The following is a 25,137-nucleotide window of genomic DNA, read 5'->3' on the forward strand; positions in this document are numbered from 1 at the left end:
CCGTCCGGAATTGCGCCAGCCAAGCGAGCGAATTCCAGGAAAAGTGCGCAGCGGTTTTCCGTCCGGAATTGCGCCAGCCAAGCGAGCGAATTCCAGGAAAAGTGCGCAGCGGTTTTCCGTCCGGAATTGCGTCCTTGCAAACTCGCGAAGGATGCCGCCGGCTGGACCGGCGGCCTCTTGCATCAGGCGAGCGACAGCGCGTTTGAAAGATCGGCCACGAGGTCGTCGGGATGCTCGATACCGATCGACAGGCGGATGGTCGATTCCAGCACGCCGATGCGGTGGCGCACCTCGATCGGCACGCCAGAATGGGTCATCGCCGCCGGGTGGCTGGCGAGCGATTCCGTGCCGCCGAGGCTGACGGCGAGCTTGAAGATCTGCAGCGCATTGAGGAAGCGGAAGGCCGCCTCCTGGCCGCCAGCGATATCGAAGGAGAAGGTCGAGCCAGCGCCGGTGCACTGCGTCTTGAAAGTGCGGCCGACCGGCGTGTCCTCGCCGTGGAAGGGCAGGTAGTGGATACGCTCGACCTTCGGGTGGTCGTGCAGGAATTCGGCGACGATGCGGGCATTGTCGTCGGCCTTCTGCATGCGCACCGCCAGCGTTTCGAGCGAACGGCCGAGCATCCAGCAGGAATGCGGATCGAGCTGCGTGCCGATCGCACCGCGTAGCGCCTTTACCTGCTTCATCACCGCCTTGGAGCCGAGCGCGGCGCCGGCGATCAGGTCGGAGTGACCACCGACATACTTGGTCAGCGAATAGAGCGAGATGTCGGCGCCGTGCTCGATCGGCCGCTGGAAGACGGGCCCAAGCAGCGTGTTGTCGCAGGCGACGATCGGGGTATGGCCCTGCTTCCTGCCGATCGCATCGGCAACGCGGCGGATCATGGCGACGTCGACGAGGCTATTGGTCGGGTTCGCCGGCGTCTCGATCAGGATCACCGAGACCCGGCCCTTGGCCATCGCCTCTTCTGCGGCGGCGCTGACGGCCGCCTCGTTCACGCCATCGGCAAAACCGACGGCGGAAACGCCGAGATTGAGGAAGGTGCGGGCAAGCAGCGTCTCGGTGCCGCCATAGAGCGGCTGGCTGTGCAGCACCGCGTCGCCCGGCTTGACGAAGGCGAGCAGCGTCGTGGCGATCGCCGACATGCCCGACGAGAACAGTGCGCAGCTTTCGGTGCGCTCGTAGACGGCGAGACGGTCTTCGACGATCTCGCTGTTCGGGTGGTTGAAGCGCGAATAGACGAGGCCGGCGCCGACACCCGCCGGCGGTTCCTTCCGGCCGGAGACAAAGTCGAAGAAGTCGCGGCCCTCTTCGGCGGAGCGGAAGACGAAGGTGGAGGTCAGAAAGACCGGAGGTTTGACCGCGCCCTCCGACAGTTCCGGATCGTAGCCATAGTTCAGCATCTGCGTTTCAGGATGCAGCTTGTGGTTTCCGATGTGGGTTTTGGAGGGATGCGGTGCGGTCATGGCTTGTCTCCTCAAGCGAAGCGGACTCGACTGACAGGCAAATTATATCAGATGCTTGGACCGATCCTTGCTATTTCCGGCGGGATCGCCTTGAGTTGCGCAAAGATTTGGCTGAGTTGAGAAGATATGGCGCAGAAAATTGCCGACGAGACGGATCGCAGGATTTTGAAGGAACTGGTGGCGGATGCCCGCCTGACCAACAACGAGCTCGCCGAGCGGGTGGGGCTCTCGGCGTCGCCCTGTCTGCGTCGGCTACGGCGGCTGGAGGAGACCGGGGTCATCCGCGGCTATACGGCTTTGGTCGATCCCGCAGTCGACGGTTGGACGATGACGGCGATTGCGACCGTCACGCTCAGCCGCCAGCACGAAGACGAGATCGTCATGTTCGAAGAGGCGGTGCGCGGCTGGGACGAGGTGCTCGAATGCCATCTGGTGACCGGCTCGCGCGACTACGTGCTGAAGGTGATGAGCGCCGGCCTCGATCAGTACGAGCGTTTCATCAAGGAGAAGATCGCAAGGCTCAAATGCGTCGCCTCGATCGAGACGAGTTTCGTGATGAACACGATCAAGGAGCGGCGGGTCTAGCGCCAACCCCTCCATAAACCTCTGAAGCGGTTCGATAATCGTCCATCCGGCTTTGAAACCATCAGGGATGCCCTAGATTCGAGTTAGGAGGGCGTCCCACACGCTCGGCGGGCGCCTTGCTCTCTCGGAGAGAGACGATGGATTTCGCAACAGCGCTCGATGCCGCCGCTTCCTGGCTACAGACGGTCTTTTTGAACGAGTGGACCTATTATCAGCTCGCCATCATCGTCGCCGGCTACCTGGTCTGCGGCGCACTGGCGAAGCGGATAGAGCCGCGGGTCGAAGCCCGAGCCCGTCTGATCAAGGGCAATCCGGATCTCTTGCGGGTCATCATCGCCTTCATGCGGCGGCTGCGGTGGCTGTTTCTGATCGTCTGGCTCTGGATTGCCGACGGCATGATCCTGCGCTTTGGCTGGCCGTCCTATCGCTGGCTGGTGGCGACCGCGCTGACGCTGACGGCGGCGTGGTTCGTCATCTCGGTGCTCACACGCATCATACGCAACCAGATGCTGGCGCGCGTCACCGCCGTCGTCGGCTGGATCTATTTTGCGCTCTATGCGGTCGGGCTCGACCGGGTGATCCTGACGACACTTGATGGCGTTGCCATCAATCTCGGTGCGGTTCGCCTGTCGCTGCTGCTCGTCCTGAAAGCCATCGTGCTCTCCGCCGCGCTGATCTGGCTTGCCGTTTTGATCGGCAATGTCTCGTCGCACTGGATCCAGCGGTCAGCGGACCTGACACCCTCCTTCAAGGTGCTGATCAGCAAGCTGGTCAAGATTGCACTGATTGGCTTTGCCGGCGCAATCGCGCTATCGGCCACCGGCATCGACCTGACGGCGCTGACGGTTTTTTCCGGGGCGGTCGGTGTCGGCATCGGTTTCGGTCTGCAGAAGGTGGTTTCCAACTTCATCTCCGGCATCATCATCCTGCTCGACAAATCCATCAAGCCGGGCGACACGATCACGCTCGGCGATACCTTCGGGTCCGTGCGCGACCTGCGCTCCCGCTTCGTCTCCGTCATCACCCGGGACGGCAAGGAATACCTCATTCCAAACGAGGATTTCATCTCGCAGCAGGTGGTGAACTGGTCGTTCTCCAGCGACTTCGTCCGCATCGAGGTCGATTTCGGCACCTCCTATGACAGCGACCCGCACGAGGTGGCGCGCATCGCCATCGAGACCGCCGCATCGCTGCCGCGGGTGGCGAGCAGCTACGCCCAGCCGGTGTGCTGGATGACGGGTTTCGGCGCCTCGTCGCTCGATTTCAAGCTGAGGTTCTGGATCTCCGACCCGAGCAACGGGCTCACCAACATTCGCGGCCAGGTGCTGATGGCGCTCTGGGATGCGTTCAAGGCGGCGGGCATTTCGATCCCGTTCCCGCACCGTGAAATCATCATGAAGACGCCGGTCGAGGTCACCCGGGTTTAGGGGCCGAAGTGCCCGTCGACCGGTTCGCGTCAGGGTCTCTTGCGGTTGTAAGCGATTGACTGGACACGCCGGGGAAGCGACATTGCCGGCGCCGGAACAGCCCGCAGTCGTTCCGGTGACCGTGCCAGCATCAGTGGGGACCCGACGCCATGGACCATCTTCAACAAACGCCGCTGTCGAGGTTGCCGATGCCGCGTTTTCTCTCGACGCTGCTGGCATCGTTCTCGACCACGGGGCTCATCGTCGGCGTCTTCTTCTTTGCCATGTCGCTGACGCCGAGCCTCATCCCGCGGCCCTATGTGGTGCAGGCGGTGATTTCGGGCCTGTCGCTTTCCGCCGGCTATGCGATCGGCGTACTGTTGCGCTGGCTGTGGTCCTTGCTCGACCTGCCGGAGATCCGCGGCCGCACAGGCCTTACGGTGAAGGTGCTAGCGGCGCTCGGCTGCACCGCGGTTGCGCTCGCCTTCCTCTGGAGGACCGCCTACTGGCAGAACACGGTGCGGCAGATCATGGGGCTCGACCCGGTCGAAAGTGCTGAGCCGTTCAAGCTCGGGCTGATCGCGGCCCTCGTGTTTGTCGCCATCGTGCTCATCGCGCGCCTGTTCCGCTTGACCTTCCGGTTTCTGACCCGCCGCTTCGAGCATGTGCTGACACGGCCGCTGGCGAAGGTCGCTGGCGTGGTCGCGGCGCTGGCGCTTTTCTGGTCTGCGGCCGATGGCGTTATCTTCCGGTATGCGCTGCATGCGGCCGACAGCTCGTTCCAGCGGTTGGACGCGCTGATCGATCCGGATGTCGCGCCGCCGACCGATCCGTTGAAGACCGGCAGCAACGCGTCGCTGATGACGTGGGACGCACTCGGCCGCCAAGGGCGCCAGTTCATCGCTTCCGGTCCGGCGGCGAAGGACATCGCCGGCTTCTTCGGCGGAGAGGCAAAAGAGCCATTGCGCGTCTATGCCGGCCTCAATTCGGCCGAGACCGCCAAGGAGCGGGCGAAGCTCGCGCTGGAGGAATTGAAGCGCGTCGGCGGCTTCGAGCGCACGAACCTTCTGATCGTGGTGCCGACCGGCACCGGCTGGATCGATCCGCCCGGCCTCGATTCGCTCGAATATCTGATGAAGGGCGATGTCGCCAGCGTCGCTGTGCAGTATTCCTATCTCACGAGCTGGCTGTCGCTGCTGGTCGAGCCGGAATATGGCGCGGAGACGGCCGATGCGCTCTTCGATGCGGTCTATGGCTACTGGACGACGTTGCCGAAGGACAGAAGGCCGAAGCTCTATCTCTATGGCCTCAGCCTCGGCTCGATGAACTCGCAAGGCTCGGTCGATCCCTTCGATATCATCAGCGATCCGTTCCAGGGCGCGCTCTGGGTCGGCTCGCCGTTCCCGACCAAGACCTGGCTGCAGATCACCCGAAACCGCAATCCGGGCTCGCCGGAGTGGCGGCCGCTTTATCGCGACGGCTCGGTGATCCGTTTCACCAATCAGGAGAATGCGCTGAACATCCCGGGCGCGACCTGGGGCAATGTCCGCATCGTCTATCTGCAATATGCCAGTGACCCGATCACCTTCTTCGATCCATATTCCTTCTACCGCGAGCCCGACTGGATGAAGGCGCCGCGCGGTGCCGACGTCTCTCCTGCGCTCAGATGGTTCCCCGTCGTCACCATGTTCCAGTTGCTTGCCGACATGGCGCTCGCGACGACCTCGCCGATCGGCTACGGCCATGTCTATGCGCCGGAGCACTATATCGACGCGTGGATGCAGGTGATGGCACCGGCTGATGTCAGCGAGGCGGACGCCGAGCGGCTGAAGGCGCTGCTCAAGGGTCGCTACTGAACCTGCTTGTCGCCGGACCGCTCGCCACGCAGGTGCGCGGCGATCTGGTTGGCGAAGGCCTGGATCAGCGGCTCCTCCGCCTTTTCCGTCGGGCAGAGCAGATAGTAGCCGGCCGAGGCCGGTATCGCCGTCGGGAAGGGCTGGATCAGGCGTCCTTCGTAGAGATAGGAGCGTGTCAGCACGTCGGAGACGAGCGCGATGCCCTGGCCCTGTAGCGCCGAGGCGACGGCGATCGCGACCGATTGCACCCGCACGCTCCGGCTGCCTTCGAGCGAAATGCGCGATGCGGCCGACCAGCGCGTCCATTCCCGGCCGTCATCCTCATGCAGCAGCGTGACGTCGCGCAGCTTCCGCTCGCGCAGCGGGCCTTCGAGCCGGGGGAAGAGGAGCGGCGAGCAGACCGTCCTGAGCTTCACGTCGCTGACTGGCTGCCACCACAGGCCGTCGAAGGGCGGATTGTCGTAGACGACGGCGAGATCGACATCGTCCCAGACGACGTCGCTGGCGCGGATGCAATTGCGCATCGAAAGATCGGTGACGCCGCGCGCACCCGCGAACTGTACGAGGAGGCCGGCCATCCAGGCAATCGCGAGCGCCGGGGGCAGGCCGACCGTCAGCTTGCGCTGGTGGCTTTCGAGCCGTCGGTCGGTGCCGTCCTCCACGGCGGCGGCAAGGTTGCCGATCGCGTGGGAAACCGTCTGCGCGAACTCGCGGCCGGCGGCCGTGAGCTTGATGTTGCGGCCGGATTTTTCAAGCAGCGTCAGGCCGGTCGTCTCCGAGAGCCGGCGCAGCTGCAGCGACACGGCGCCGGGACTCAAGCCGAGCTCATCCGCCGCCTGGCGCACGGAACCGATGCGCGCGACCGCCTCGAACGCCCGGATATAGGGCAGGAAATGCAACGCCTTCACGTGAGCCCTCCCGCTCTGATCGCGCCCCTCACGGCGTGAAATCGTTTAGCCAGACTGCACAATATCAAGCATAAAAAATCGCTATTCCCAATCGATTTTTGCTCCTATGAATCGGGCCTGAGAGAGGGAGAACACAATGATCGAGGCACAACCGTTTGATTTTCCTTATGATGGAAAGCTGGTTCCGGCGCAGACGGCGCTGATGGTGATCGATCTGCAGATCGACTTCTGCTCGGCCAACGGTTACTTCGCCTCGATGGGCTACGATCCGGCGCCGCTGGCCGCGATCGTGCCCGCGGTCAACCGGGTGATTGCGGCCGCACGGCAAGCCGGCTGCCTGATCATCCACACGCGCCAGGGCTACCGCGCCGATCTCGCCGACATGACGCCTTACGAGAAATGGCGGCGCAAGCGCTCCGGACTTGAGAACACGCAGGTGCTTTTGCGTTCCAGCCCCGGCTTCCAGTTGCTTCCGGAACTCGATGTCGCCGACACCGACGTCATCATCGACAAGACCTGCAACAGTTCCTTCACCTATACGGATCTCGAGCATGTCTTGAGATCCCAGGGCATCACCCACATGCTCTTTACCGGCTGCACCACGGACGTTTGCGTGCATACGACGCTGCGCGAAGCCTGCGACCGCAATTTCCAGTGCCTGACGATTTCAGACTGCTGCGCCAGCGGCGAGCAGTGGGCGCATGAGGCGGCGATCAACATGATCTCGATCGAGAACGGCATCTTCGGCACGGTCTCGACCAGTGATGCCGTTATTGCCGGACTGGCCAAGGCCGCCCGCTAGCGCTCTGGCACCGCGCAATTCCGGGCGAAAAGCCGCTTCACGCTTCTCCTGGAATTGCTCCAGGCGCGGTCCTCACATTTCCAAAGCCTTTTGCCAACCGTTCAACGGAATGATGCCCCATGCAAAGATACATCTCGCTGATGCGACTGACCTCGAAAGGACTGGCCGAGCTTGCCGATAGTGGCAGCCGGCGCAAGGTGAGCGAGGATCGGGTCGCAGCGCTCGGCGGCCGCTCGGTCGCCTTCTATGCCACGCTCGGGACCTATGACTTCGTCCAGGTTTTCGAGATGCCGGACAATGCGTCGATGATGCAATACGTGCTGACGGCGCGGCGCGACGGCTTTGTGGATCCGCTCATCCTTCCCGCCTTCGACAGCCAGACCTATGGCGACATCGTCGGCCGCGTTTCACCAGCACAATGAGGGGAATGAAGATGATCAGACTGGCATCCTGCGCAACCCTTCTGACGACCGCCGTGCTTTCGGCCGGCGCCGCACAGGCCGAGCCGCCGGCTTTCGCCGCCGATGGAGAGGTTGGCGTGTGCACCACCGCGGCCTTTCCGCCGCTCTCCTTCAAGGAACATCCGGCCGATGCGAAGCCGACCGGCATCGACATCGAGATCGCCGAAGCGTTGGCCGCGCAATGGAATGCGAAGGTGAACTACACCGTCACCGAATTCGCCGGCCTCTTGCCGACGCTCGGGGCAGGGCGCTGCGACGTCATCGTCAGCGGCATCTACATCAACGCCAAGCGGCGCGAGACCTATGACGGCGTGCCCTACATGAAATCGGCGACCGCCATGGTCACCAAAGCGGGCAGCGATACGATCAAGGCGCCGGAGGATCTCAGCGGTAAGGTCATCGCGCTCGAAGCCGGCGCCTACTACAAGGAAGAGCGGATCGGGCCCTTAAACGAGGCGCTCGCGGCCAAGGGCCTGCCGCCGGTCGATGTGCAGGAATACCCGACCCAGCAGGCCGCCTACCAGCAGGTGCTCGTCGGCCGCGTCGATGCGACCGTAACGGAAGAGGCGGAGGGCGCCTATCGCGCGTCGCGCTCCGACGGCGCGCTCACGCTCCCCTATATCTGGGCCTCGGATTTCAAATACGGCATCTACAGCCGCCGTGACGATGGCGATGCAGCCGCGGTGAAGGCAGGGCTGAAGGCGCTCAAGGAGAAGGGCTTCTTCGGCGATCTCGCCAGGAAATACGGGCTCGATCCGGCGCTCTTCGACGTCGACTACGACTCCTGAGCGAAAGGAGGCGGGGCATGAACTTCGATACGAAACTGTTTTTCGATGCCCTGACCATGCCCGTCATGTTGCAGGGGGCGGGCATCGCCATCCTGCTGTCGATCCTGGTGCAGGCGGCGTCGTTCCTGCTCTGCCTGCCGCTGGCCGTCGCGCTCAATTCGATGGCGGCGGTCAGGCGCACAGCGGCGCAGGTCTATGTCTGGCTGTTTCGCTCGGCGCCGCTGATCCTCGTGCTCCTGATCGTCTGGAACGGCGCGCCGCAGCTTTTTCCGGGCTTGACGCGGGCGCCCTGGTACACGCCCTTCGTCGCTGCCTTCATCGCGTTTACGCTGGTGACGGCAGCCTACATGGCGGAGGCGATGCGCGGGGCGCTTGCGGCGATCGGCCAGGGGCAGACGGACGCCGCCCGCGCGCTTGGGCTCAATCGCTGGCAGACCTTCTTTCTGGTGATCCTGCCGCAGGCGCTCAGGATCGTCATGCCGGTGCTGGTCAACGAATTCATCAACCTGATCAAGCTGACGTCGCTCGCCTACGTGATCTCGATGCGCGAGATCATGGCGGTCGTCAACGACGCGATCGCCTCCAGCTTCCGCTTCGTCGAGTGGTATTCGGCAGCGCTGGTCTACTATCTCGCGATTGTTTCGATCCTGATGTTTCTGCAGCGGCTGATTCAACGCCGCATGGCTTAACCCGTTTCCGAATTCGGCACCGGCAGCGTTGCAAGCAGATCGGCCATGGCGGCGATGATCTTGCGGTGCTGGTGGGCGTGGCGGGTGCGCAGGCTGGTGGCGGCATAGACCGTTTGCGGGATGACGGGCGCGTCCTGAACGCGCGCAGTAAATCCATCGTCCGCCAGCCGCTCGGCCGTTGCTGCCGTCACGTAGGCCGATCCGCCGAGTGTGCGAAGCAGCCGGGTGATCGCCATGTTCTGGCCGGCGGCAAGCAGCGCTGCGGAGAGATGCGGCAGCGCCAGCCGGTGGGCGCGATCGAAGCCTGGCGAATAGCTTGAGCGGATGTAGCTCTCGGAGCGGATCTCGGCGAGCATCTGCGCCTCCGTGCTCACCATCACGTAATGCAGATCGCCGATCCTTTCGTAATAGAGATCGGGCAGGTAGTGGGGCGTGTAGAGGATCGCCAGATCCAGGTCGCCAGCGCCGAGATCGCGGTTCATCTGGTTGGAGTAGTCCGCCTCCATATAGATCTCGATGCCGGGCAGCTCCCGGCGGATCGTTGCCATCCATTCCCCGGCAAAGGCTTCCGCCAGATCATGCTGGACACCAAGCCGCATGGAGCGCTCCAGCGCGCCGGCATTGGTGACCGCGCGTGTGGCCTCATGCCATTGGTTTTGCAGGGCTTTTGCGTAATCTAGAAAGCGCAGGCCGGCGGCCGTCGGCACGGTGCCGCCCTTGTTGCGGGTAAAGAGCTTGCGGTTGAACTGCGCTTCCAGTGCCTTCACCCGATGTGAGACGGTCGACTGGGTGAGATTCAGGCGCTCGGCGGTGCGGTTGAAGGAGCGGCTCTCCATCAGGTCCAGGAAGGTTTCGATCAGCTCCACCTGCATGCCGTTCTCTCCCGCTGCAATCGCTCCAATCTAATCGAAAACATCGATCAATAAAGCCTGTTTCCGTTGCTTGATGGCGCCCGGCTTCACCGGCAAGAATTCGCCAAAACGAGGGAACAGTTGATGTCGAATTTGCCGTCGCACGCACGCGTCGTGATCATCGGTGGGGGAGCGATCGGGGCTTCCTCGCTTTACCATCTCGCCAAGGCCGGCTGGACCGACTGCGTGCTTCTGGAAAAGAACGAGCTGACGGCGGGCTCCACCTGGCATGCCGCCGGCAACGTGCCGACGTTTTCGTCCTCCTGGTCGATCATGAACATGCAGCGCTATTCGGCGTCGCTCTATCGTGACCTCGGCGCGCTCGTCGATTACCCGATGAACTATCACGTGACCGGCTCGATCCGGCTCGGCCATTCGAAGGAGCGGCTGCAGGAGTTCAAACGCGTCGTCGGCATGGGGCGCTACCAGGGCATGGATCTCGATATCCTGTCGCCCGACGAGATGCGCGCCCGCTATCCGTTTCTCGAGACACACGAGCTGACCGGCGCGCTCTACGATCCCTATGACGGCGACATCGACCCGGCGCAGCTGACCCAGGCGCTCGCCAAGGGCGCGCGCGACATGGGCGCCAAGATCATCCGCTTCTGTCCGGTCACGGGCGCGCGCCGCGAAAACGACGAATGGATCATCTCTACGCCGCAGGGCGAGATCCGCTGCGAATACGTCGTCAACGCCGCCGGCTACTACGCCCGCGAGGTCGGCAAGATGTTCGGCCGCGACGTGCCGATGATGGTGATGAGCCATCAGTACATCCTGTTCGACGAAATTCCGGAACTCGCCGCCTGGTCGAAGGAGGCCGGCCACAAGCTGCCGCTGCTTCGTGACGTCGACAGCTCCTACTATCTCCGCCAGGAGAAGAACGGCATGAACCTCGGGCCCTACGAGCGCAACTGTCGCGCCCACTGGGTAACGCCCGACGACCCGATGCCGGAGGACTTTTCGTTCCAGCTCTTCCCCGACGATCTCGACCGGCTGGAATGGTATTTGAACGATGCCGTCGAACGCGTGCCGATCCTCGGCACCGCCGGCCTGTCGCGGATCATCAACGGCCCGATCCCCTATGCGCCCGACGGCAACCCGCTGATCGGCCCGATGCCGGGCGTGCCGAACGCCTTCGAGGCCTGCGTCTTCACCTTCGGCATCTGCCAGGCGGGCGGCGCCGGCAAGGTGCTGGCCGAATGGATCACCGAAGGGCAGACCGAGTGGGACATGTGGTCCTGCGATCCGCGCCGCTACACCGACCATACCGACCAGGACTATTGCATCGCCAAGGGCAAGGAGATTTACGGCCACGAATATGCGATGCATTTCCCGAAGCATTACTGGCCAGCCGGGCGCGGCAAAAAGTTATCGCCGATCCACGACCGGATCGCAGCACTCGGCGCCCAGTTCAAGCCCTATAACGGCTGGGAGCGCGCCATGTGGTACGCGAAGCCCGGCGACGACACCTCCGAAGAGGCTACGCAAACCTGGGGCCGCGAAGGGCCTTGGGCGGAGCGCATCAAGGAGGAGTGCCTGGCCGTGCGCGATGCTGCCGGCATTCTCGACCTGCCAGGGTTCTCGCGCTTCCGGGTGAAGGGCGAGGGCGCGACCGCATGGCTTTCCGGCCTCATCACCGGCCGCGTGCCGAAGCCTGGCCGCATTGGTCTTGCCTATTTCGCCGACGACAAGGGCCGCATCGTCACCGAAATGTCGGTCATGATGATCGACGAGGATTTCTTCTTCCTGATCACCGCCGCGACGGCGCAGTGGCACGATTTCGAGTGGCTGACGAAGCACCGGTCGGCAGACGCCGCCTTCACCATCGACGACGTCACCAAGTCCTTCTCCTGCCAGATCCTGACCGGGCCAAAATCGCGCGCGATCCTCGCCGAGGTCAGCGAAGCGGATCTCGCCAAGGGCTGGCTCACGCACCAGACGGCGCAGATCGCCGGGCGCTATTGCCAACTCGTGCGCGTCTCCTTCGCCGGTGAACTCGGTTGGGAGATCCATACCAAGGTGGAGGATACGGCCGCCATCTTCGACGCCGTCTGGGCGGCCGGTCAGAAGCATGGCCTCAAACCCTTCGGCATGGAAGCGCTCGACAGTCTGCGCATCGAGAAGGGCTATCGCGCCTGGAAGGGCGATCTGTCGACCGACTACACCATCCTGCAGGGTGGGCTGGAGCGCTTCGTCGACTGGGGCAAGCCCGGCTTCAAGGGCAAGGCGGCGCTGGAGCGTGAAAAGCAGCAGGGCGTCAGCAAGCGCTTCGTCACGCTGACGGTCGCCGCCGACGGCTGCGACGCGCCCTATATGTCGACGCTCTGGTCCGACGGCCAGGTTGTCGGCGAGACGACCTCGGGCAACTGGGGCTACCGCGTCGGCAAGTCGATCGCGCTCGGCATGCTGCGCGCCGACCTTGCCGTGCCCGGCAAGGAAATCGAGGTCGAGATCTTCGGCGATCGCTTTAAGGCGACGGTCGAGGCGGACCAACCGCTCTGGGATCCCTCCAATGAAAGACTGCGCGCATGAGCAAGCCCATTCCCTCGAAAGCCCGCGCAGTCATCATCGGTGGCGGCGTCTCCGGCTGTTCCGTCGCCTATCACCTCGCCAAGCTCGGCTGGACCGATGTGGTTCTGCTTGAGCGCAAGCAGCTGACCTCCGGTACCACCTGGCATGCGGCCGGTCTGATCGGTCAGCTTCGCGCCTCGCAGAACATGACGCGGCTCGCGAAATACTCGGCCGACCTCTACGTCAAGCTCGAGGCCGAAACCGGCATTTCCACCGGCATGCGCCAGAACGGCTCGATCACCGTGGCACTGACGGAGGAGCGCAAGGAGGAGATCTATCGCCAGGCGTCGCTGGCGCGTGCCTTCAATGTCGACGTGCGCGAGATCACGCCTGACGAAGTGAAGGCGATGTATCCGCACCTCAACACCTCGGATGTGAAGGCGGCGGTGCATCTGCCGCTCGATGGCCAGTGCGACCCGGCCAATATCGCCATGGCGCTCGCCAAGGGTGCCCGCCAGAACGGCGCGACGATCATCGAGGGTGTCAAGGTGACCTCCGTCCTGAAGAAGGACGGCCGGGTCACCGGCGTCACCTGCGAGCAGAACGGCGAGAGCTACACGATCGAGACCGATCATGTCGTCAACTGCGCTGGTATGTGGGGCAGGGAGTTTGCGCGGCAATCGGGCGTCACGGTGCCGCTGCACGCCTGCGAGCATTTCTACATCGTCACCGAGGCGATTCCGGAGCTGAAGCGCCTGCCGGTTCTGCGCGTGCCGGACGAGTGCACCTACTACAAGGAAGATGCCGGCAAGATGCTGATCGGGGCCTTCGAGCTCAAGGCCAAGCCCTGGGGAATGGGCGGCATCCGCGAGGATTTCTGCTTCGACCAGTTGCCGGACGATTTCGACCACTTCGCGCCGATCCTCGAAATGGCGGTCAACCGCATGCCGATGCTGGAAACGGCTGGGATCCATACCTTCTTCAACGGCCCGGAAAGCTTTACGCCCGACGACCGCTACTATCTCGGCGAAGCGCCGGAGGTGAAGGGATACTGGGTCGCGGCCGGCTACAATTCGATCGGCATCGTTTCCTCGGGCGGCGCCGGCATGGCGCTCGCCCAATGGATGAATGACGGCGAGCCGCCCTTCGATCTCTGGGAGGTGGATATCCGCCGGGCGCAGCCGTTCCAGAAGAACCGCGCGTATTTGAAAGACCGCGTCTCGGAAACGCTCGGCCTGCTCTACGCCGACCATTTCCCCTATCGCCAGATGGCGACCGCGCGCGGGGTGCGCCGTTCGCCGCTGCACGAGCATCTGAAAGCCCGCGGCGCTGTCTTCGGTGAAGTCGCCGGATGGGAACGCGCCAACTGGTTTGCGAAGGAAGGCCAGGGGCGCGAGTACCGCTATTCATGGAAGCGGCAGAACTGGTTCGAGAACCAGAGGGACGAGCATCTTGCGGTGCGAAACGGCGTCGGCCTGTTCGACATGACCTCCTTCGGGAAGATCCGGGTTGAAGGGCGCGATGCGCTTTCCTTCCTGCAGCGGCTCTGCGCCAACGAGATGAACGTCGAGCCCGGCCGGATCGTCTATACCCAGATGCTCAACGCCCGCGGCGGCATCGAGAGCGACCTGACGGTGACGCGGCTGTCGGAAACCGCCTTCCTGCTAGTCGTGCCCGGCGCCACGCTCCAGCGCGACCTCGCCTGGCTGCGCAAGCATCTGACGGACGAGTTCGTGGTGATCACCGATGTCGGCGCTGGCGAAAGTGTGCTCTGCGTCATGGGGCCGAAGGCGCGTGAGCTCATGCAGAAGGTGAGCCCGAACGATTTTTCCAACGCGGGGCATCCGTTCGGCACGGCGCGCGAGATCGAGGTCGGCATGGGCCTCGCCCGTGCCCACCGCGTCACCTATGTCGGCGAGCTCGGCTGGGAGCTCTATGTCTCGACCGACCAGACGGCGCATGTGTTCGAGGCGCTGGAGGCGGCGGGGCAGGACCTGGGCCTCAAGCTCTGCGGCATCCACACACTGGATAGCTGCCGCATCGAAAAGGCCTTCCGCCATTTCGGCCACGACATCACCGACGAAGATCATGTGCTCGAAGCCGGGCTCGGCTTTACGGTCAAGGCCGACAAGGGCGATTTCATCGGCCGCGAAGCGGTGCTCGCCAAGCACAATCGCGGGCTTTCGCGCCGGCTGGTGCAGTTTCGGCTCTCGGATCCAGAGCCGCTGCTCTTCCACAACGAGGCGATCGTTCGCGACGGCAAGATCGTCGGCACGATCACGTCAGGCAATTACGGCCACCACCTCGGCGGCGCCATCGGCCTCGGCTACGTGCCCTCGGAAGGCGAGAGCGCAGAGGACGTGCTCGGATCAAGCTTCGAGATCGAGATCGCCGGAACGCGGGTGAAGGCGGAGGCGTCGTTGAAGCCGATGTACGACCCGCGGGCGGAGCGGGTGCGGATGTAGGCAGGCGTTGGGTGGCGTGCCTGGCGCTTGAGACAGCCCCTCACCGCGCGGATGAGGGGCCCTTCGAGGCACAACGAAAATACGCGTGCCGGATCGCGGGTTTCCGGTCTTCTTTCTGGAGTTCAGTCCATGCTCGCATCGGAGCTTAAGGATACGACAGTTGCGGGCGACCGCATCGATCAGCTGGTCGCCGGCCATCGTCCGGGCCATGGGCTTGCCCGCGCCTTCTACCTCGACCCGGAGATCTATGAACGGGACCTCGAGCGAGTTTTTCGGCGTCACTGGCATTGCGTCGCCCATGAAAGCGCGATCCCCAACGCCAATGATTTCGAGGTCTTCCGCATGGCCTCCGAGCAGGTGATCGTCACCCGTACGGCAAGCGGCGAGATCCATGCGATGCTCAATGTCTGCCGTCATCGCGGGGCCGAGGTCTGCACCAAGGACAAGGGCAATGCCCGTGCCTTCGTCTGTCCCTACCATGCCTGGACCTATGGCAATGATGGCGCGCTGAAGGCGGCGCGGCTGATGCCCAAGGACTTCAAGCGCGAGGACCACGGCCTGAAGAAGCTCAACGTGCGTGTCGTCGAAGGATTGATCTTCATCTCCTTTGCCGCCGAGCCGCTTGATTTCTCCGAAGTCGAGCGCCTGTTGCGTGCGACCTGCGGCCAGTATGGCTGGGGTTCGGCGAAGATCGCCCATCGTCAGAGCTATGCGATCGACGCCAACTGGAAGCTTGCGGTCGAAAACTATGTCGAGTGCTACCATTGCGGGCCGGCGCATCCGGAATATTCCGAAACCCATGCGCTGGAACAGCCGCTGCACCTGATCGAGGAACTGAACGCCAGGATGGAGGCGCGCACCTGCGCGCTCGGCATCGAGGTCGCCTCCGGCAATCACTGGCAGAATTCCACCGGCGGCAAGGAGACCATTCATGCCTTCCGCTACGCGCTCTATGATGGCGTCCAGACCGGCAGCAAGGACGGGCAGGCGCTGAGCACGCTGATGGGCCGCTTCACCGATTTCGACGGCGGCGTCACCTCGATCCATCTGGGCGGCACCACCTTCCTCGTCTGCTATCCGGACCACGGCATGATCTACCGCTTCATCCCGAAGACGGCCGAAACCTCGGAGATGGAGCTGATCTGGCTCGTCGACGGCAAGGCCGAGGAGGGGCGCGACTACGATCTGGAAAAGCTCACCTGGCTCTGGAAGGTGACGACCGACGAGGACAAGGCGATCATCGAGCACACCGCTCGGGGCGTGCGCTCGCACTACTTTGTGCCAGGCCCAATCGCGCCGATGGAGCAGAACGAGCTGCGCTACATCAACTGGTATCTCGACGAGATCAGCCGGCCGGCCTGAGCGGCAAGCTGCAGGCAAATCGCGTCGCCGGTGAAAGCGTGCCGGCGACGCATTTCGTTTGCCTAGTCCCGCCGGTTGAAATGCGTCCTCAGCGCCACGTGCGTCTGCACCGTCGCGACGCCCGGGATGATCGATATCTGGCGGCGGATGGTGTCGAGATCGCCGTTGGAGGCGCATTCGACCAGCACCATCAGGTCGGTGGCGCCGGCGAGCGACCAGCAGGTGACGATGGGCGGCATGGCCGAGAGATGCGGCACGATATGGTCGCAGTTCTTGCCGGGCTGGAAAGTGATCGCGATCAGCGATTTGACGGTCGGGCTCTGGTCTTCGATGCCGAGGCGGATGGTGTAGCCGGCAATCACGCCCTTGGATTCCAGCCGTCGCAGCCGGTCATGGGCCGCGCTGCGCGAAAGGCCGCTGTGGCGGGCCAGTGCCACCAGGCTCTGGCGCGAATCCTGTCTGAGAGCCGCCAAGAGCAGGCGATCCTTTTCATCGATTTCCGTCAAAACGTCGCCTCCTTGTCGCCATTTCCGGACATATGTCCGGTCAGACGTCATCATGTCCAGTGAAATCGGACGATATGCAAGATAGCGTCTCCCTACAACCAAGGAGCCTTGCCATGCCCAAAATGAGTGTCCCCGACAACGCCGTGCTGCTGCCGATCGACATGCAGCAGGCCTTTGACAGCGCCCCCTGGCCGCGTCGCTGGAATGAGGCGGTCGACAGCAACGGCCTTGCGCTCCTTGCCGCCTGGCGGGCAAGCGGCCGACCAGTCATTCACGTGCGCCACGACAGCGTCATGCCCGGCTCGACGCTTTCCCTCGGCGCGCCCGGCAACGGCTTCCGGCCGGGCTTCGGACCGATGGGAGACGAGGCACTCGTCACCAAGGGCGTCAACGCCGCCTTTATCGGTACCGACCTCGACTTGCGCCTGCGTCGTCTCGGCGTCGAGACGGTCGTCGCCTTCGGCATTTCTACCGACATGTGCGTCTCGACCTCGGTGCGCGTCGGCGCCAATCTCGGCTACCGCATGATCCTCGTCGAGGATGCCTGCGATTGTTTCGACCAGCCGGACGGCGAAGGCGGAGCGATCTCGGCGCGGGAAATCCACCGCGCCCACGTGGCGACCTTGCGGGCGGAATTTGCCGAGGTGTTGTCGACGGCGAAGCTCGTCGAGGCGTTGCAGCGACCGGCAGCGGCTTGACGGTCGGGCGCGGGCAGACGGGGCTACCGTTCAGGTGCTTCCGCTCCCGCGCCGCCGACTACCGGTTGGCGCCGCGGACTTCCTGGATCTCGGTCGTCCATTTCGGCGCCGTCAGGCTTTCGCCCTCGCGGTTGGGGAAGGTGAGGAAGGTTTCGAACGAACGGCTCTGGCCCGCCGGCACGCGGGCGAGGATGAGTGCGGTGTCGTTGCCGATCGTCTCGCAATTGCCGTCAGGGCAGTTTTCGAGCGTTACCGCGAGGCGGAAATATTCGAGCAGTTGCGGCCCTTTGTTCGTCACCGTGCCGCGCAGCCGGAAGCTTCTCTCCGGCTGGCTCTGTTCGAAGGTCAGGCCTTCGAGGGCAACGTCGGCGGCCGTGAGGCCGGCCGGTTGGGTCGTCTCAACGGGCGGGGGCGCGGCCGGCGTGCGACCGTCGCGGTCGGCAAACCAGATGATGAAGGCGACGAGCAGGCCGAGCGCCACGGCGACGGAGAGGATCGGTTCGGCCCAATGACGAAAGCGGCTGAAGCGCGCTGCCAGATACACCACGACAAGACCCAGCGGTAACGCGATCAACCATAGCATCAAGATCCTCCTCAACCCCGCATCATTCCTTGGTCCGGAATCGACGCAACAGAGAAATCGTGCAGCCGATCAACGTGTTACAGCGACGCTCGCATTTTGGAACGGCGCGCTACACCACCTGGCCTTTATATAGGGTGGGCGCCCACTGGCAACACGCCGGGGCGTCGGACGAAAGGAAGCACCCTGACGAATTGGTGAACACGCATGACGATGCCGCGTGGGTCCGCGCTCGCGTGTACAGGACGTCTCCCTATCTGTTGGGTGTCAGGTCCACCCAGTAGGTGCCCTCGAAGGGCACCGCGGCGAAGCGGGCGTTGATCTCGGCAAGGCTCTTCTGGGGGTCGAGATCGCCGAACAGATCCGGCCGGATCCAGGTGGCGAAGGCTTCGGCGGCGACGATGTTGAGCGGGATCGCATTGAAGAAGTTCCAGAGACCGTGCACGCGCTTTTCCTCGACGGCGCGGATGGTCTTCAGCGCCGGCGCCTCGATGGTGCGGGCCAGCGTCTCGCGCGCTTCGTCTTCGCTGACGCCGGGGCCGATCGAGAGCGTGCCGTATTTGCCGCCGGGCGAGGAGGTGGCGATATAGATTTCCGGATTGGCGGCCATGATCGCCTCGGCGTTGACGGTGCCGCCCGGCCGCGGCAGCACGCCTTCGGCAAAATTGCGGCCGCCGGCCACCGTCAGGAATTCGCCGAGACCGCCGGTGCCATAGGCCCAGCAACAGCGGTCGGGTTGGGGGAAGGCGTCCATCAGCACCAGCGGGCGCGGTTCCGGCTTGGCGGCGATGCGGTCGCGGATCAGCTTGAGCTTGCCCTCGTAGAACCGGGCGAAAGCTTCTGCCTGTTCGTCCCGTTCGAGGATGCGGCCGAGCAGACGCATCATGCGCGGCGTGCCGGTCAGCGCGTCGTTGTTGAAATCGACCACCACCACGGGCACGCCGATGCCGGTCAGATACTCAATGGCGCGCCTGCCGGACTCGGTGTCGGATTGCCAGTTATTGAGCAGCGCGAGATCGGCCTTCACCGTCAGCAGCGTCTCGAAGGAGAGGCCCGGGCCGGTGCCATCGTCGATCTGCGGCACGTCGGCGATATCAGGAAACTTACGCCGGAAGCTCTCGTAGATCTCGGGGTTGTCGGTCTTCATGTCGCCGGACCAGGCCGCAAGCAGGCTGACGGGATCGGGATGGATGAGCGACAGGGCGACGAGATTGAAGCCGCTTCCAAGCAGGATCGCCTTCGGCTTTGCCGGTATCGTCACCTCGCGGCCGACCGCATCGGTGACGGTCATCGGCCAGTTGCTTTCGGCGCGGGCGGAGACAGCAAAGAGCAGGGCGGTGATGAAAACGAGCGTCAGCCGCAGGGCGGCCGGGAAGAGGAAGCGGGAAGACAAAACCTATTGGTTCCTTTGGCTTGGGAGGGCGCAGAGGCTGCCGCAGCTCGGGACGCCGGGCAGCAGATAGCGCAGGCAGCAGATCTTGCGCCGGCAGACACGGGCGCCATCTTCCTCCTCGTGCCGCAGGCAATCGAAGAAGGGATTGGGTGTGCCGTCCGGCAGGGACTTGCTGCCGATCAGCGCGTCGGCCTGCGCGTTCAGCGGCTCGATGCCGGAGGCGCGCAGCGCATAGTCGATATAGACGAGCGCATTGTTCCAGGCGAGCTTCGGGGCGATGCCGCCGACGGACTTGAGATAGCTGACGACCTCACGCAGATGCCCCTGCATCAGGGGGGCAAGCGTGGCGAAAACGTCGCTATCGTCCGCTTTCTGCCAGTCGCCCGGTGTGGCGACACCGAAGGTTCGCGGCAGGCCATCCTCGGCGAGCGCCACCTTCATCTGATCGAAGGCGACGGGCAGCACCTGATCGTCAAGCACGCGCGCGACGAGATAGGGAATGGTGAGGCTCGAAAAATAGTAGAGCGACCACATGGAGGCGACGGCACGGCGGTCGCTGGCGCCGGATTTCTCCGTGTAGATATCGAGCGCGCGGTCGAAGGCGCCGGAGGCAAAGAAGTCCGGCAGCGCCATGCCGTCGGAAAGCTCGTCCGAGAGCACCATCTTCTCATTGCACCAGGCATGGGTGCCGGCAAAGGCGGCCGACAGCGCCTTGGGGCCGCCTGTCGCGACGACCGGTTCGGACACGGCCGCCGTCAAGACGTCACCCGCGCGCGGGTAAGCCCGATCGGAAATGGAGCCTTGGAAGAACGCCGTCCTGCAAGCATGCGATACCTTCTGAGCGTGGTCAGAAACTCATAAGGTGATCGTGTTACTCAAGATTTTTTCCGGTGCAAGTCATTTATGAGTTTTGTATTCATGATTTGAAGCCAAGAGACGATGGCCGGAAGCCGAAGCCTGCGGCCATCGAAGCGGCGAAACGGCCGCTCGGCTCGCCTACTGCATCAGACCGAGCTGCTTGTAAAAGCCGAGCGCGTCGTAATAGTCGTTCTGGGCGGCGATCTTGCCATCCTTGACGGTGAAGACCGAGGCGCCGGTGAACTTGAAGCTCTTGTTGGTCACGGCCGTGCCGTCGGCCCAGGCGCCCGAATTGGTGCCGGAGAACTCCCATTCGAAGGAGACTTTGTCGCCGCTAGCGATCGGATCACCCTTCATGGTCCAGACGGCATCAGGCACCGCGTTCAGGAAATTGTCGATGACGCCGGTCTTGGCGGCATCCTTGCCGGTGACCGGCTTGCCGACCGACGCGTCGTAATAGGTGACGTCATCGGCGAAGTAGGATGCGGCCTTGCTCGAGTCATGGGCATTCCAGGCCGCGACATAGGCCGCGACCACATCCGGCGGCGCGTCGGCGGCAAACGCCGCCGGCGTGAGCACGAGGGCGCTGAGGCCGAGGGCTCCAGCGGCAACAAGCAATTGACGACGGTACATCGCAAACTCCTCCCGTTTGTTTCGTTTGCATGCATTCTCCGCGCCCGGGGCGGTGAGCCTCAGCCGTGGTTGATCATGATGTGGCGAACGGCGGTGTAGTCCTCGAGCGCGTAGACCGACATGTCCTTGCCGTAGCCCGACTGCTTGACGCCGCCATGCGGCATCTCGTTGGTCAGCATGAAGTGGGTGTTGATCCAGGTGCAGCCATATTGCAGGCGGGAGGCGACCTTCATCGCCCGGGAAATGTCCTTGGTCCAGACGGAGGAGGCGAGGCCATAGTCGCTGTCGTTGGCCCAGGCGACGGCATCGTCCTTGCCGGTGAAGCGGGTAACGGAGACGACGGGGCCGAAGACTTCGCGGCGCACGATCTCGTCTTCCTGCGTGGCGCCGGCCACAACCGTCGGCTGGAAGAAGAAGCCGTCCGAGCTGCCGGCGGCACCGCCGGTGGTGATCTCGATGTGCTTCTGGTCGGCAGCGCGCTCGACGAAGCTCGCAACGCGATCGCGCTGGCGGCGCGAAATCAGCGGGCCGATCTCGTTTTCGGTGTCGTCGGCGAGGTTGTAGCGGATGGTCGAGACGGCCGAGGTGAGGTCGGCGACCAGCTTCTCGTAGATACCGGCTTCGGCATAGATGCGGCAGGCGGCGGTGCAGTCCTGGCCGGCATTGTAATAGCCGAAGGTGCGGATGCCGTTGACAACCGCTTCGAGGTCGGCGTCGTCATAGACGATGACCGGGGCCTTGCCGCCGAGCTCCAGATGGGTGCGTTTCACGGTCTTGGCGGCCGCCGCCAGCACTTTCTTGCCGGTAGCGATATCGCCGGTGATCGAGACCATCGAAATCTTCGGATGGTTGATCAGCGCATTGCCGACGGTTTCGCCGCGGCCGCTGACAACATTGACCACGCCTTCCGGCAGGATGTCGGCAAGCACCCGCGCGAGCTTCAGCGCCGTCAGCGGCGTCTGTTCGGATGGCTTGAAGACGACGGTGTTGCCGCCGGCGATCGCCGGCGCCAGCTTCCAGGCCATCATCATCAGCGGATAGTTCCACGGCGCGATCGAGCCGACGATGCCGATCGGATCGCGGCGGATCATCGAGGTGTGGCCGGGCAGGTATTCGCCTGCGGTCGGGGCGTGCAGGTTGCGCACGGCGCCGGCAAAGAAACGCCAGCAGTCGACGATCGCCGGCAGTTCGTCGTTCTTGACCGCATTGATCGGCTTACCGCAGTTGAGCGCCTCGAGCGCTGCAAAGCCGTCCGCATCCTTCTCGATCGCATCGGCGATCTTCAAGAGATAGTTGGAGCGTTCGGCCGGTGTCGTCTGCGACCAGCTGGTGAAGGCGCTTTCAGCGGCGTCGACGGCCGCCTCGACCTGGGCATGCGAGGCTTCCGGCAGATCGACGATCTTGCCGCCCGTCCGCGGGTTCAGGATGTGTTCGTCGGCCTCGGTGCCGGCCTCGAAGCGCGATCCGATCAGCAGTTGGGTGTCCATGTCTGTTCTCCCTTGATAGTCGAGTTATTTGCCGGCGCCGGCGATCTGGTCGCCGTCGCGGGTGAGGTAGTAGGCGCCGAGGATCGGCAGGAAAGTGACGAGCACCACGACCATGGCAACCACATTGGTCACCGGCCGCTGGCGCGGGCGGATCAGCTCTTCGAGCATCCAGATCGGCAGCGTGGACTGCTGGCCGGCAGTGAAGGTGGTAACGATCACCTCGTCGAAGGAGAGCGCGAAGGCGAGCATGCCGCCGGCAAGCAGAGCCGTGCCGATGTTCGGCAGGATGATGTAGCGGAAGGTCTGGAAGCCGTCGGCGCCAAGGTCCATCGAGGCCTCGATCAGCGAGCCGGAAATCCGCCGGAAGCGGGCGACCGCATTGTTGTAGACAACGACGATGCAGAAGGTCGCGTGGCCGAGCACGATGGTCCAGAAGGAAAACGGAATATCGGCCATCGAGAAGGCGGAGCGCAGCGCAATGCCGGTGATGATGCCGGGCAACGCGATCGGCAGGATGACGAGCAGCGAGACCGTCTCGCGGCCGAAGAAGCGCGTCTGGCTGACGGCTGCGGCGCAGAGCGTGCCGAGCACCAGCGCGACCGCGGTTGCGATCGAGGCGACCTTGACCGAAAGCGTTAGCGCCGCCCAGACGTCGGGCCGGTTCCAGGCAACGGCGAACCATTGCGTCGTCAGCCCCGGCGGCGGGAACTGGTAGCTCTTTTCCTCGGTCGTGAACGCGTAGAGAAAGATCAGGAGGATCGGCAGGTGCAGGAAGGCGAGGCCGGCGGCGGCCGCAATCTTCAGGCCCATCGGTGAGCGGTTTCGTTCAGAGCGCATCGAAGGCTCCCATGCGTTTGGCGACGAAGAGGTACGCGCCCATGATGACGATCGGGACGACCGTGAATGCGGCGGCCAGCGGGATGTTGCCGGCCGTGCCCTGCTGGGCATAGACGGCCTGGCCAATGAAGAGGCGCGACGAGCCGACGATCTGCGGGATGATGTAGTCGCCGAGCGTCAGCGAGAAGGTGAAGATCGAGCCGGCGACAATGCCGGGCAGGGCCAGCGGAAAGAGCACGTAGCGGAAGGTCTGGGCCGGCGTGCCGCCGAGATCGGAGGACGCCTCGATCAGGTTGCCGGGGACGCGCTCCAGCGCTGCCTGGATCGGCAGGATCATGAAGGGCAGCCAGACATAGACGAAGACGATGAAGGTGCCGGTGTAGCTGACCGAGAGCGAGTTGCCACCGACCACGGGTAGCGACAGCCAGCCGTCGAGCAGCCACATGAGATGCAGCTTTTCGAAGAACCAGGTGAGGATGCCCTCCTTGGCCAAAATCAGCTTCCAGGCATAGATCTTGACCAGATAGCTCGACCAGAGCGGCAGCATCACGCCGAGATAGAAGAGCACCTTCCATTTCCCCTGTGCGTAGCGCGCGGCGTAATAGGCGATCGGGAAGGCGATGACGGCGGAAGCGACGGTGACGGTCGCCGCCATCAGCACGGTGCGCAGGATAATGTCGAGATTGGTTTCGCTGAGCAGTTGGCGATAGGTCGCGAGCGTGAACTCGTAGTTAATCAGGCCCGAGAAATCGTCGATCGAGAAGAAGCTCTGGAGCAGAAGCGCAAACAGCGAGCCGAGATAAACGACGCCGAGCCAGAGCAGCGGCGGGGCGAGCATGATCAACAGAAGCAGATGCGGGTGCTTCCAGAAGAAGTCCGACAGGCGGCCGGCGGGGCCTCGGCGTTCAGGCAGAACGAGGGGTTCGGCAAAGGCGGTCATGCGTCCTCCATCGGGTGCAGCTCGTTTGCGGCAAAGCTGATGGTGACGGGGCTGCCGAGCGCGGGCACGGCGAGCGCTGCGGGGCTGGCGACCGCGACGCGGGCGCCATCGACATCGACGACGACACGGTTGACGGCACCGAGGAAGCTATGGGCCGAGACGGTGCCCGAGAGGCTGAGCGCGCCATCTACCGGCTGGGCGAGGACGATCGCTTCGGGACGTAGGCTCGCAAAGGGTGCCTTCAGCCCGAGCCGCTGGCAGAGCTTTTGCGGCAGCACGTTGGACGAGCCGACGAAATCTGCGACAAACCGCGTCTTCGGCTGCTTGTAGACGTCTTCCGGGCTGCCAAGCTGCTGGATGCGGCCATCGTTGAAGACGGCGATGCGGTCGGCCATCGACAACGCCTCGCCCTGGTCGTGGGTGACGAAGACGAAGGTGATGCCGAGCGACTTCTGCAGGCTCTTCAGTTCCTCCTGCATCTGCTCGCGCAGCTTCAGATCGAGCGCGCCGAGCGGCTCGTCGAGGAGCAACACCTTGGGCTTGTTGACAAGTGCCCGGGCGAGCGCCACGCGCTGGCGCTGGCCGCCGGAGAGTTGCCCGGGACGGCGGGTGCCATAGCCCGGCAGCTTGACCATGGCGAGTGCGTCCTCGGCCGCCTTGCGCCGCTCCTCGCGGCCGACACCCTTGACCATCAGCCCATAGGCGACGTTGTCGAGGATCGAGAGGTGCGGGAAGAGCGCGTAGTCCTGGAAGACGGTGTTGACGCTGCGGCGATAGGGCGGCACGCCCTCCGCCGTTTCGCCGAAGATCTCGATATGGCCGCCGGTCGGCTGCTCGAAGCCGGCCATCAGGCGCAGGCAGGTGGTCTTGCCGGAGCCTGAGGGGCCGAGCATGGCGAAGAACTCGCCCTCGGCAATCTCGAGGTTCACGCCATCAACGGCGCGCACGGCGCCGAAGTGGCGGGAAACATTGTCGAAGAGAACGGCGGTGGTCAT

General features: G+C 63.9%; 23 protein-coding genes. 11 read left to right on the forward strand and 12 right to left on the reverse strand.

What is annotated here, in order from left to right:
• Positions 1-182: 182 nt before the first annotated feature.
• Positions 183-1,466: a cystathionine gamma-synthase family protein gene (locus OVA00_RS25090; protein WP_034792023.1), complete on the reverse strand. Its 1,284-nt coding sequence runs from the start codon at positions 1,464-1,466 to the stop codon at positions 183-185.
• 126 nt (positions 1,467-1,592) lie between these two features.
• On the opposite strand from OVA00_RS25090, the gene OVA00_RS25095 reads away from it, so the two are divergent.
• From OVA00_RS25095 to OVA00_RS25105, 3 genes are all read left to right on the forward strand, one after another.
• On the forward strand, positions 1,593-2,051 hold the full coding sequence (locus OVA00_RS25095; protein ID WP_034792047.1) for an Lrp/AsnC family transcriptional regulator: 459 nt from the start codon (positions 1,593-1,595) through the stop codon (positions 2,049-2,051).
• Positions 2,052-2,188: 137 nt separating this feature from the next.
• Positions 2,189-3,478 carry a mechanosensitive ion channel family protein gene (locus OVA00_RS25100; RefSeq protein WP_060515860.1) on the forward strand — a complete coding sequence of 430 codons (1,290 nt, stop codon included), beginning with the start codon at positions 2,189-2,191 and terminating at the stop codon, positions 3,476-3,478.
• 149 nt (positions 3,479-3,627) lie between these two features.
• Positions 3,628-5,313, forward strand: a complete 1,686-nt coding sequence (locus OVA00_RS25105) for an alpha/beta hydrolase (RefSeq protein WP_060515861.1) — start codon at positions 3,628-3,630, stop codon at positions 5,311-5,313.
• Here the strand turns inward: OVA00_RS25105 and OVA00_RS25110 are convergent.
• Positions 5,307-6,221 (reverse strand): LysR substrate-binding domain-containing protein, encoded by a 915-nt coding sequence (locus OVA00_RS25110; protein ID WP_268089797.1) that lies wholly within the window; start codon positions 6,219-6,221, stop codon positions 5,307-5,309. The two genes, OVA00_RS25105 and OVA00_RS25110, sit on opposite strands and share 7 nt — an antisense overlap.
• A 136-nt stretch (positions 6,222-6,357) precedes the next feature.
• On the opposite strand from OVA00_RS25110, the gene OVA00_RS25115 reads away from it, so the two are divergent.
• The 4 genes from OVA00_RS25115 to OVA00_RS25130 all read left to right on the forward strand — a co-directional run bounded on the left by OVA00_RS25115 (position 6,358) and on the right by OVA00_RS25130 (position 8,961).
• Positions 6,358-7,023: a cysteine hydrolase family protein gene (locus tag OVA00_RS25115; RefSeq protein ID WP_268089798.1), complete on the forward strand. Its 666-nt coding sequence runs from the start codon at positions 6,358-6,360 to the stop codon at positions 7,021-7,023.
• 119 nt (positions 7,024-7,142) lie between these two features.
• A complete protein-coding gene (locus OVA00_RS25120) occupies positions 7,143-7,445 on the forward strand; it encodes a GYD domain-containing protein (protein WP_034792064.1) in 303 nt (100 codons plus the stop codon).
• 11 nt (positions 7,446-7,456) lie between these two features.
• Positions 7,457-8,272: a transporter substrate-binding domain-containing protein gene (locus OVA00_RS25125; RefSeq protein ID WP_268089799.1), complete on the forward strand. Its 816-nt coding sequence runs from the start codon at positions 7,457-7,459 to the stop codon at positions 8,270-8,272.
• Between the two features lie 17 nt (positions 8,273-8,289).
• A complete protein-coding gene (locus tag OVA00_RS25130) occupies positions 8,290-8,961 on the forward strand; it encodes an amino acid ABC transporter permease (protein ID WP_268089800.1) in 672 nt (223 codons plus the stop codon).
• Here OVA00_RS25130 and OVA00_RS25135 read toward each other — a convergent pair.
• A complete protein-coding gene (locus OVA00_RS25135) occupies positions 8,958-9,833 on the reverse strand; it encodes a LysR family transcriptional regulator (RefSeq protein WP_268089801.1) in 876 nt (291 codons plus the stop codon). The two genes, OVA00_RS25130 and OVA00_RS25135, sit on opposite strands and share 4 nt — an antisense overlap.
• A gap of 123 nt (positions 9,834-9,956) precedes the next feature.
• Here OVA00_RS25135 and OVA00_RS25140 point away from each other — a divergent pair, with 123 nt between their 5' ends.
• From OVA00_RS25140 to OVA00_RS25150, 3 genes are all read left to right on the forward strand, one after another.
• A complete protein-coding gene (locus OVA00_RS25140; RefSeq protein WP_268089802.1) occupies positions 9,957-12,404 on the forward strand; it encodes a GcvT family protein in 2,448 nt (815 codons plus the stop codon).
• Positions 12,401-14,848: a GcvT family protein gene (locus OVA00_RS25145; protein WP_268089803.1), complete on the forward strand. Its 2,448-nt coding sequence runs from the start codon at positions 12,401-12,403 to the stop codon at positions 14,846-14,848. The genes OVA00_RS25140 and OVA00_RS25145 overlap by 4 nt, the downstream gene beginning before the upstream one ends.
• 129 nt (positions 14,849-14,977) lie before the next feature.
• Positions 14,978-16,210 (forward strand): aromatic ring-hydroxylating oxygenase subunit alpha, encoded by a 1,233-nt coding sequence (locus tag OVA00_RS25150; RefSeq protein ID WP_268089804.1) that lies wholly within the window; start codon positions 14,978-14,980, stop codon positions 16,208-16,210.
• A gap of 62 nt (positions 16,211-16,272) precedes the next feature.
• Here the strand turns inward: OVA00_RS25150 and OVA00_RS25155 are convergent, their stop codons facing one another.
• Positions 16,273-16,716, reverse strand: coding sequence for an Lrp/AsnC family transcriptional regulator (locus OVA00_RS25155; protein ID WP_226020607.1), 444 nt, complete (start codon positions 16,714-16,716; stop codon positions 16,273-16,275).
• A 113-nt stretch (positions 16,717-16,829) separates the two neighbouring features.
• Here OVA00_RS25155 and OVA00_RS25160 point away from each other — a divergent pair, with 113 nt between their 5' ends.
• Positions 16,830-17,414, forward strand: a complete 585-nt coding sequence (locus OVA00_RS25160; protein ID WP_268089805.1) for a cysteine hydrolase family protein — start codon at positions 16,830-16,832, stop codon at positions 17,412-17,414.
• Between the two features lie 58 nt (positions 17,415-17,472).
• Here OVA00_RS25160 and OVA00_RS25165 read toward each other — a convergent pair whose 3' ends face one another.
• From OVA00_RS25165 to OVA00_RS25200, 8 genes are all read right to left on the reverse strand, one after another.
• Positions 17,473-17,997 (reverse strand): hypothetical protein, encoded by a 525-nt coding sequence (locus OVA00_RS25165; RefSeq protein ID WP_060515871.1) that lies wholly within the window; start codon positions 17,995-17,997, stop codon positions 17,473-17,475.
• A 250-nt stretch (positions 17,998-18,247) separates the two neighbouring features.
• Positions 18,248-19,357 carry an ABC transporter substrate-binding protein gene (locus OVA00_RS25170; protein ID WP_268090367.1) on the reverse strand — a complete coding sequence of 370 codons (1,110 nt, stop codon included), beginning with the start codon at positions 19,355-19,357 and terminating at the stop codon, positions 18,248-18,250.
• A gap of 33 nt (positions 19,358-19,390) precedes the next feature.
• Positions 19,391-20,050, reverse strand: a complete 660-nt coding sequence (gene fhuF / locus OVA00_RS25175) for a siderophore-iron reductase FhuF (protein WP_112771210.1) — start codon at positions 20,048-20,050, stop codon at positions 19,391-19,393.
• A gap of 333 nt (positions 20,051-20,383) precedes the next feature.
• Positions 20,384-20,878, reverse strand: coding sequence for an ester cyclase (locus OVA00_RS25180; protein WP_268089806.1), 495 nt, complete (start codon positions 20,876-20,878; stop codon positions 20,384-20,386).
• Positions 20,879-20,937: 59 nt separating this feature from the next.
• On the reverse strand, positions 20,938-22,365 hold the full coding sequence (locus OVA00_RS25185; RefSeq protein WP_268089807.1) for a gamma-aminobutyraldehyde dehydrogenase: 1,428 nt from the start codon (positions 22,363-22,365) through the stop codon (positions 20,938-20,940).
• Positions 22,366-22,389: 24 nt separating this feature from the next.
• A complete protein-coding gene (locus OVA00_RS25190; protein WP_034792091.1) occupies positions 22,390-23,202 on the reverse strand; it encodes an ABC transporter permease in 813 nt (270 codons plus the stop codon).
• Positions 23,192-24,142: an ABC transporter permease gene (locus OVA00_RS25195; protein ID WP_060515874.1), complete on the reverse strand. Its 951-nt coding sequence runs from the start codon at positions 24,140-24,142 to the stop codon at positions 23,192-23,194. The genes OVA00_RS25190 and OVA00_RS25195 overlap by 11 nt, the downstream gene beginning before the upstream one ends.
• Positions 24,139-25,137: an ABC transporter ATP-binding protein gene (locus OVA00_RS25200; RefSeq protein WP_029742593.1), complete on the reverse strand. Its 999-nt coding sequence runs from the start codon at positions 25,135-25,137 to the stop codon at positions 24,139-24,141. The genes OVA00_RS25195 and OVA00_RS25200 overlap by 4 nt, the downstream gene beginning before the upstream one ends.

The sequence above is a fragment of the Ensifer sp. SL37 genome (assembly GCF_026672675.1).
GTDB lineage: Bacteria > Pseudomonadota > Alphaproteobacteria > Rhizobiales > Rhizobiaceae > Ensifer > Ensifer adhaerens.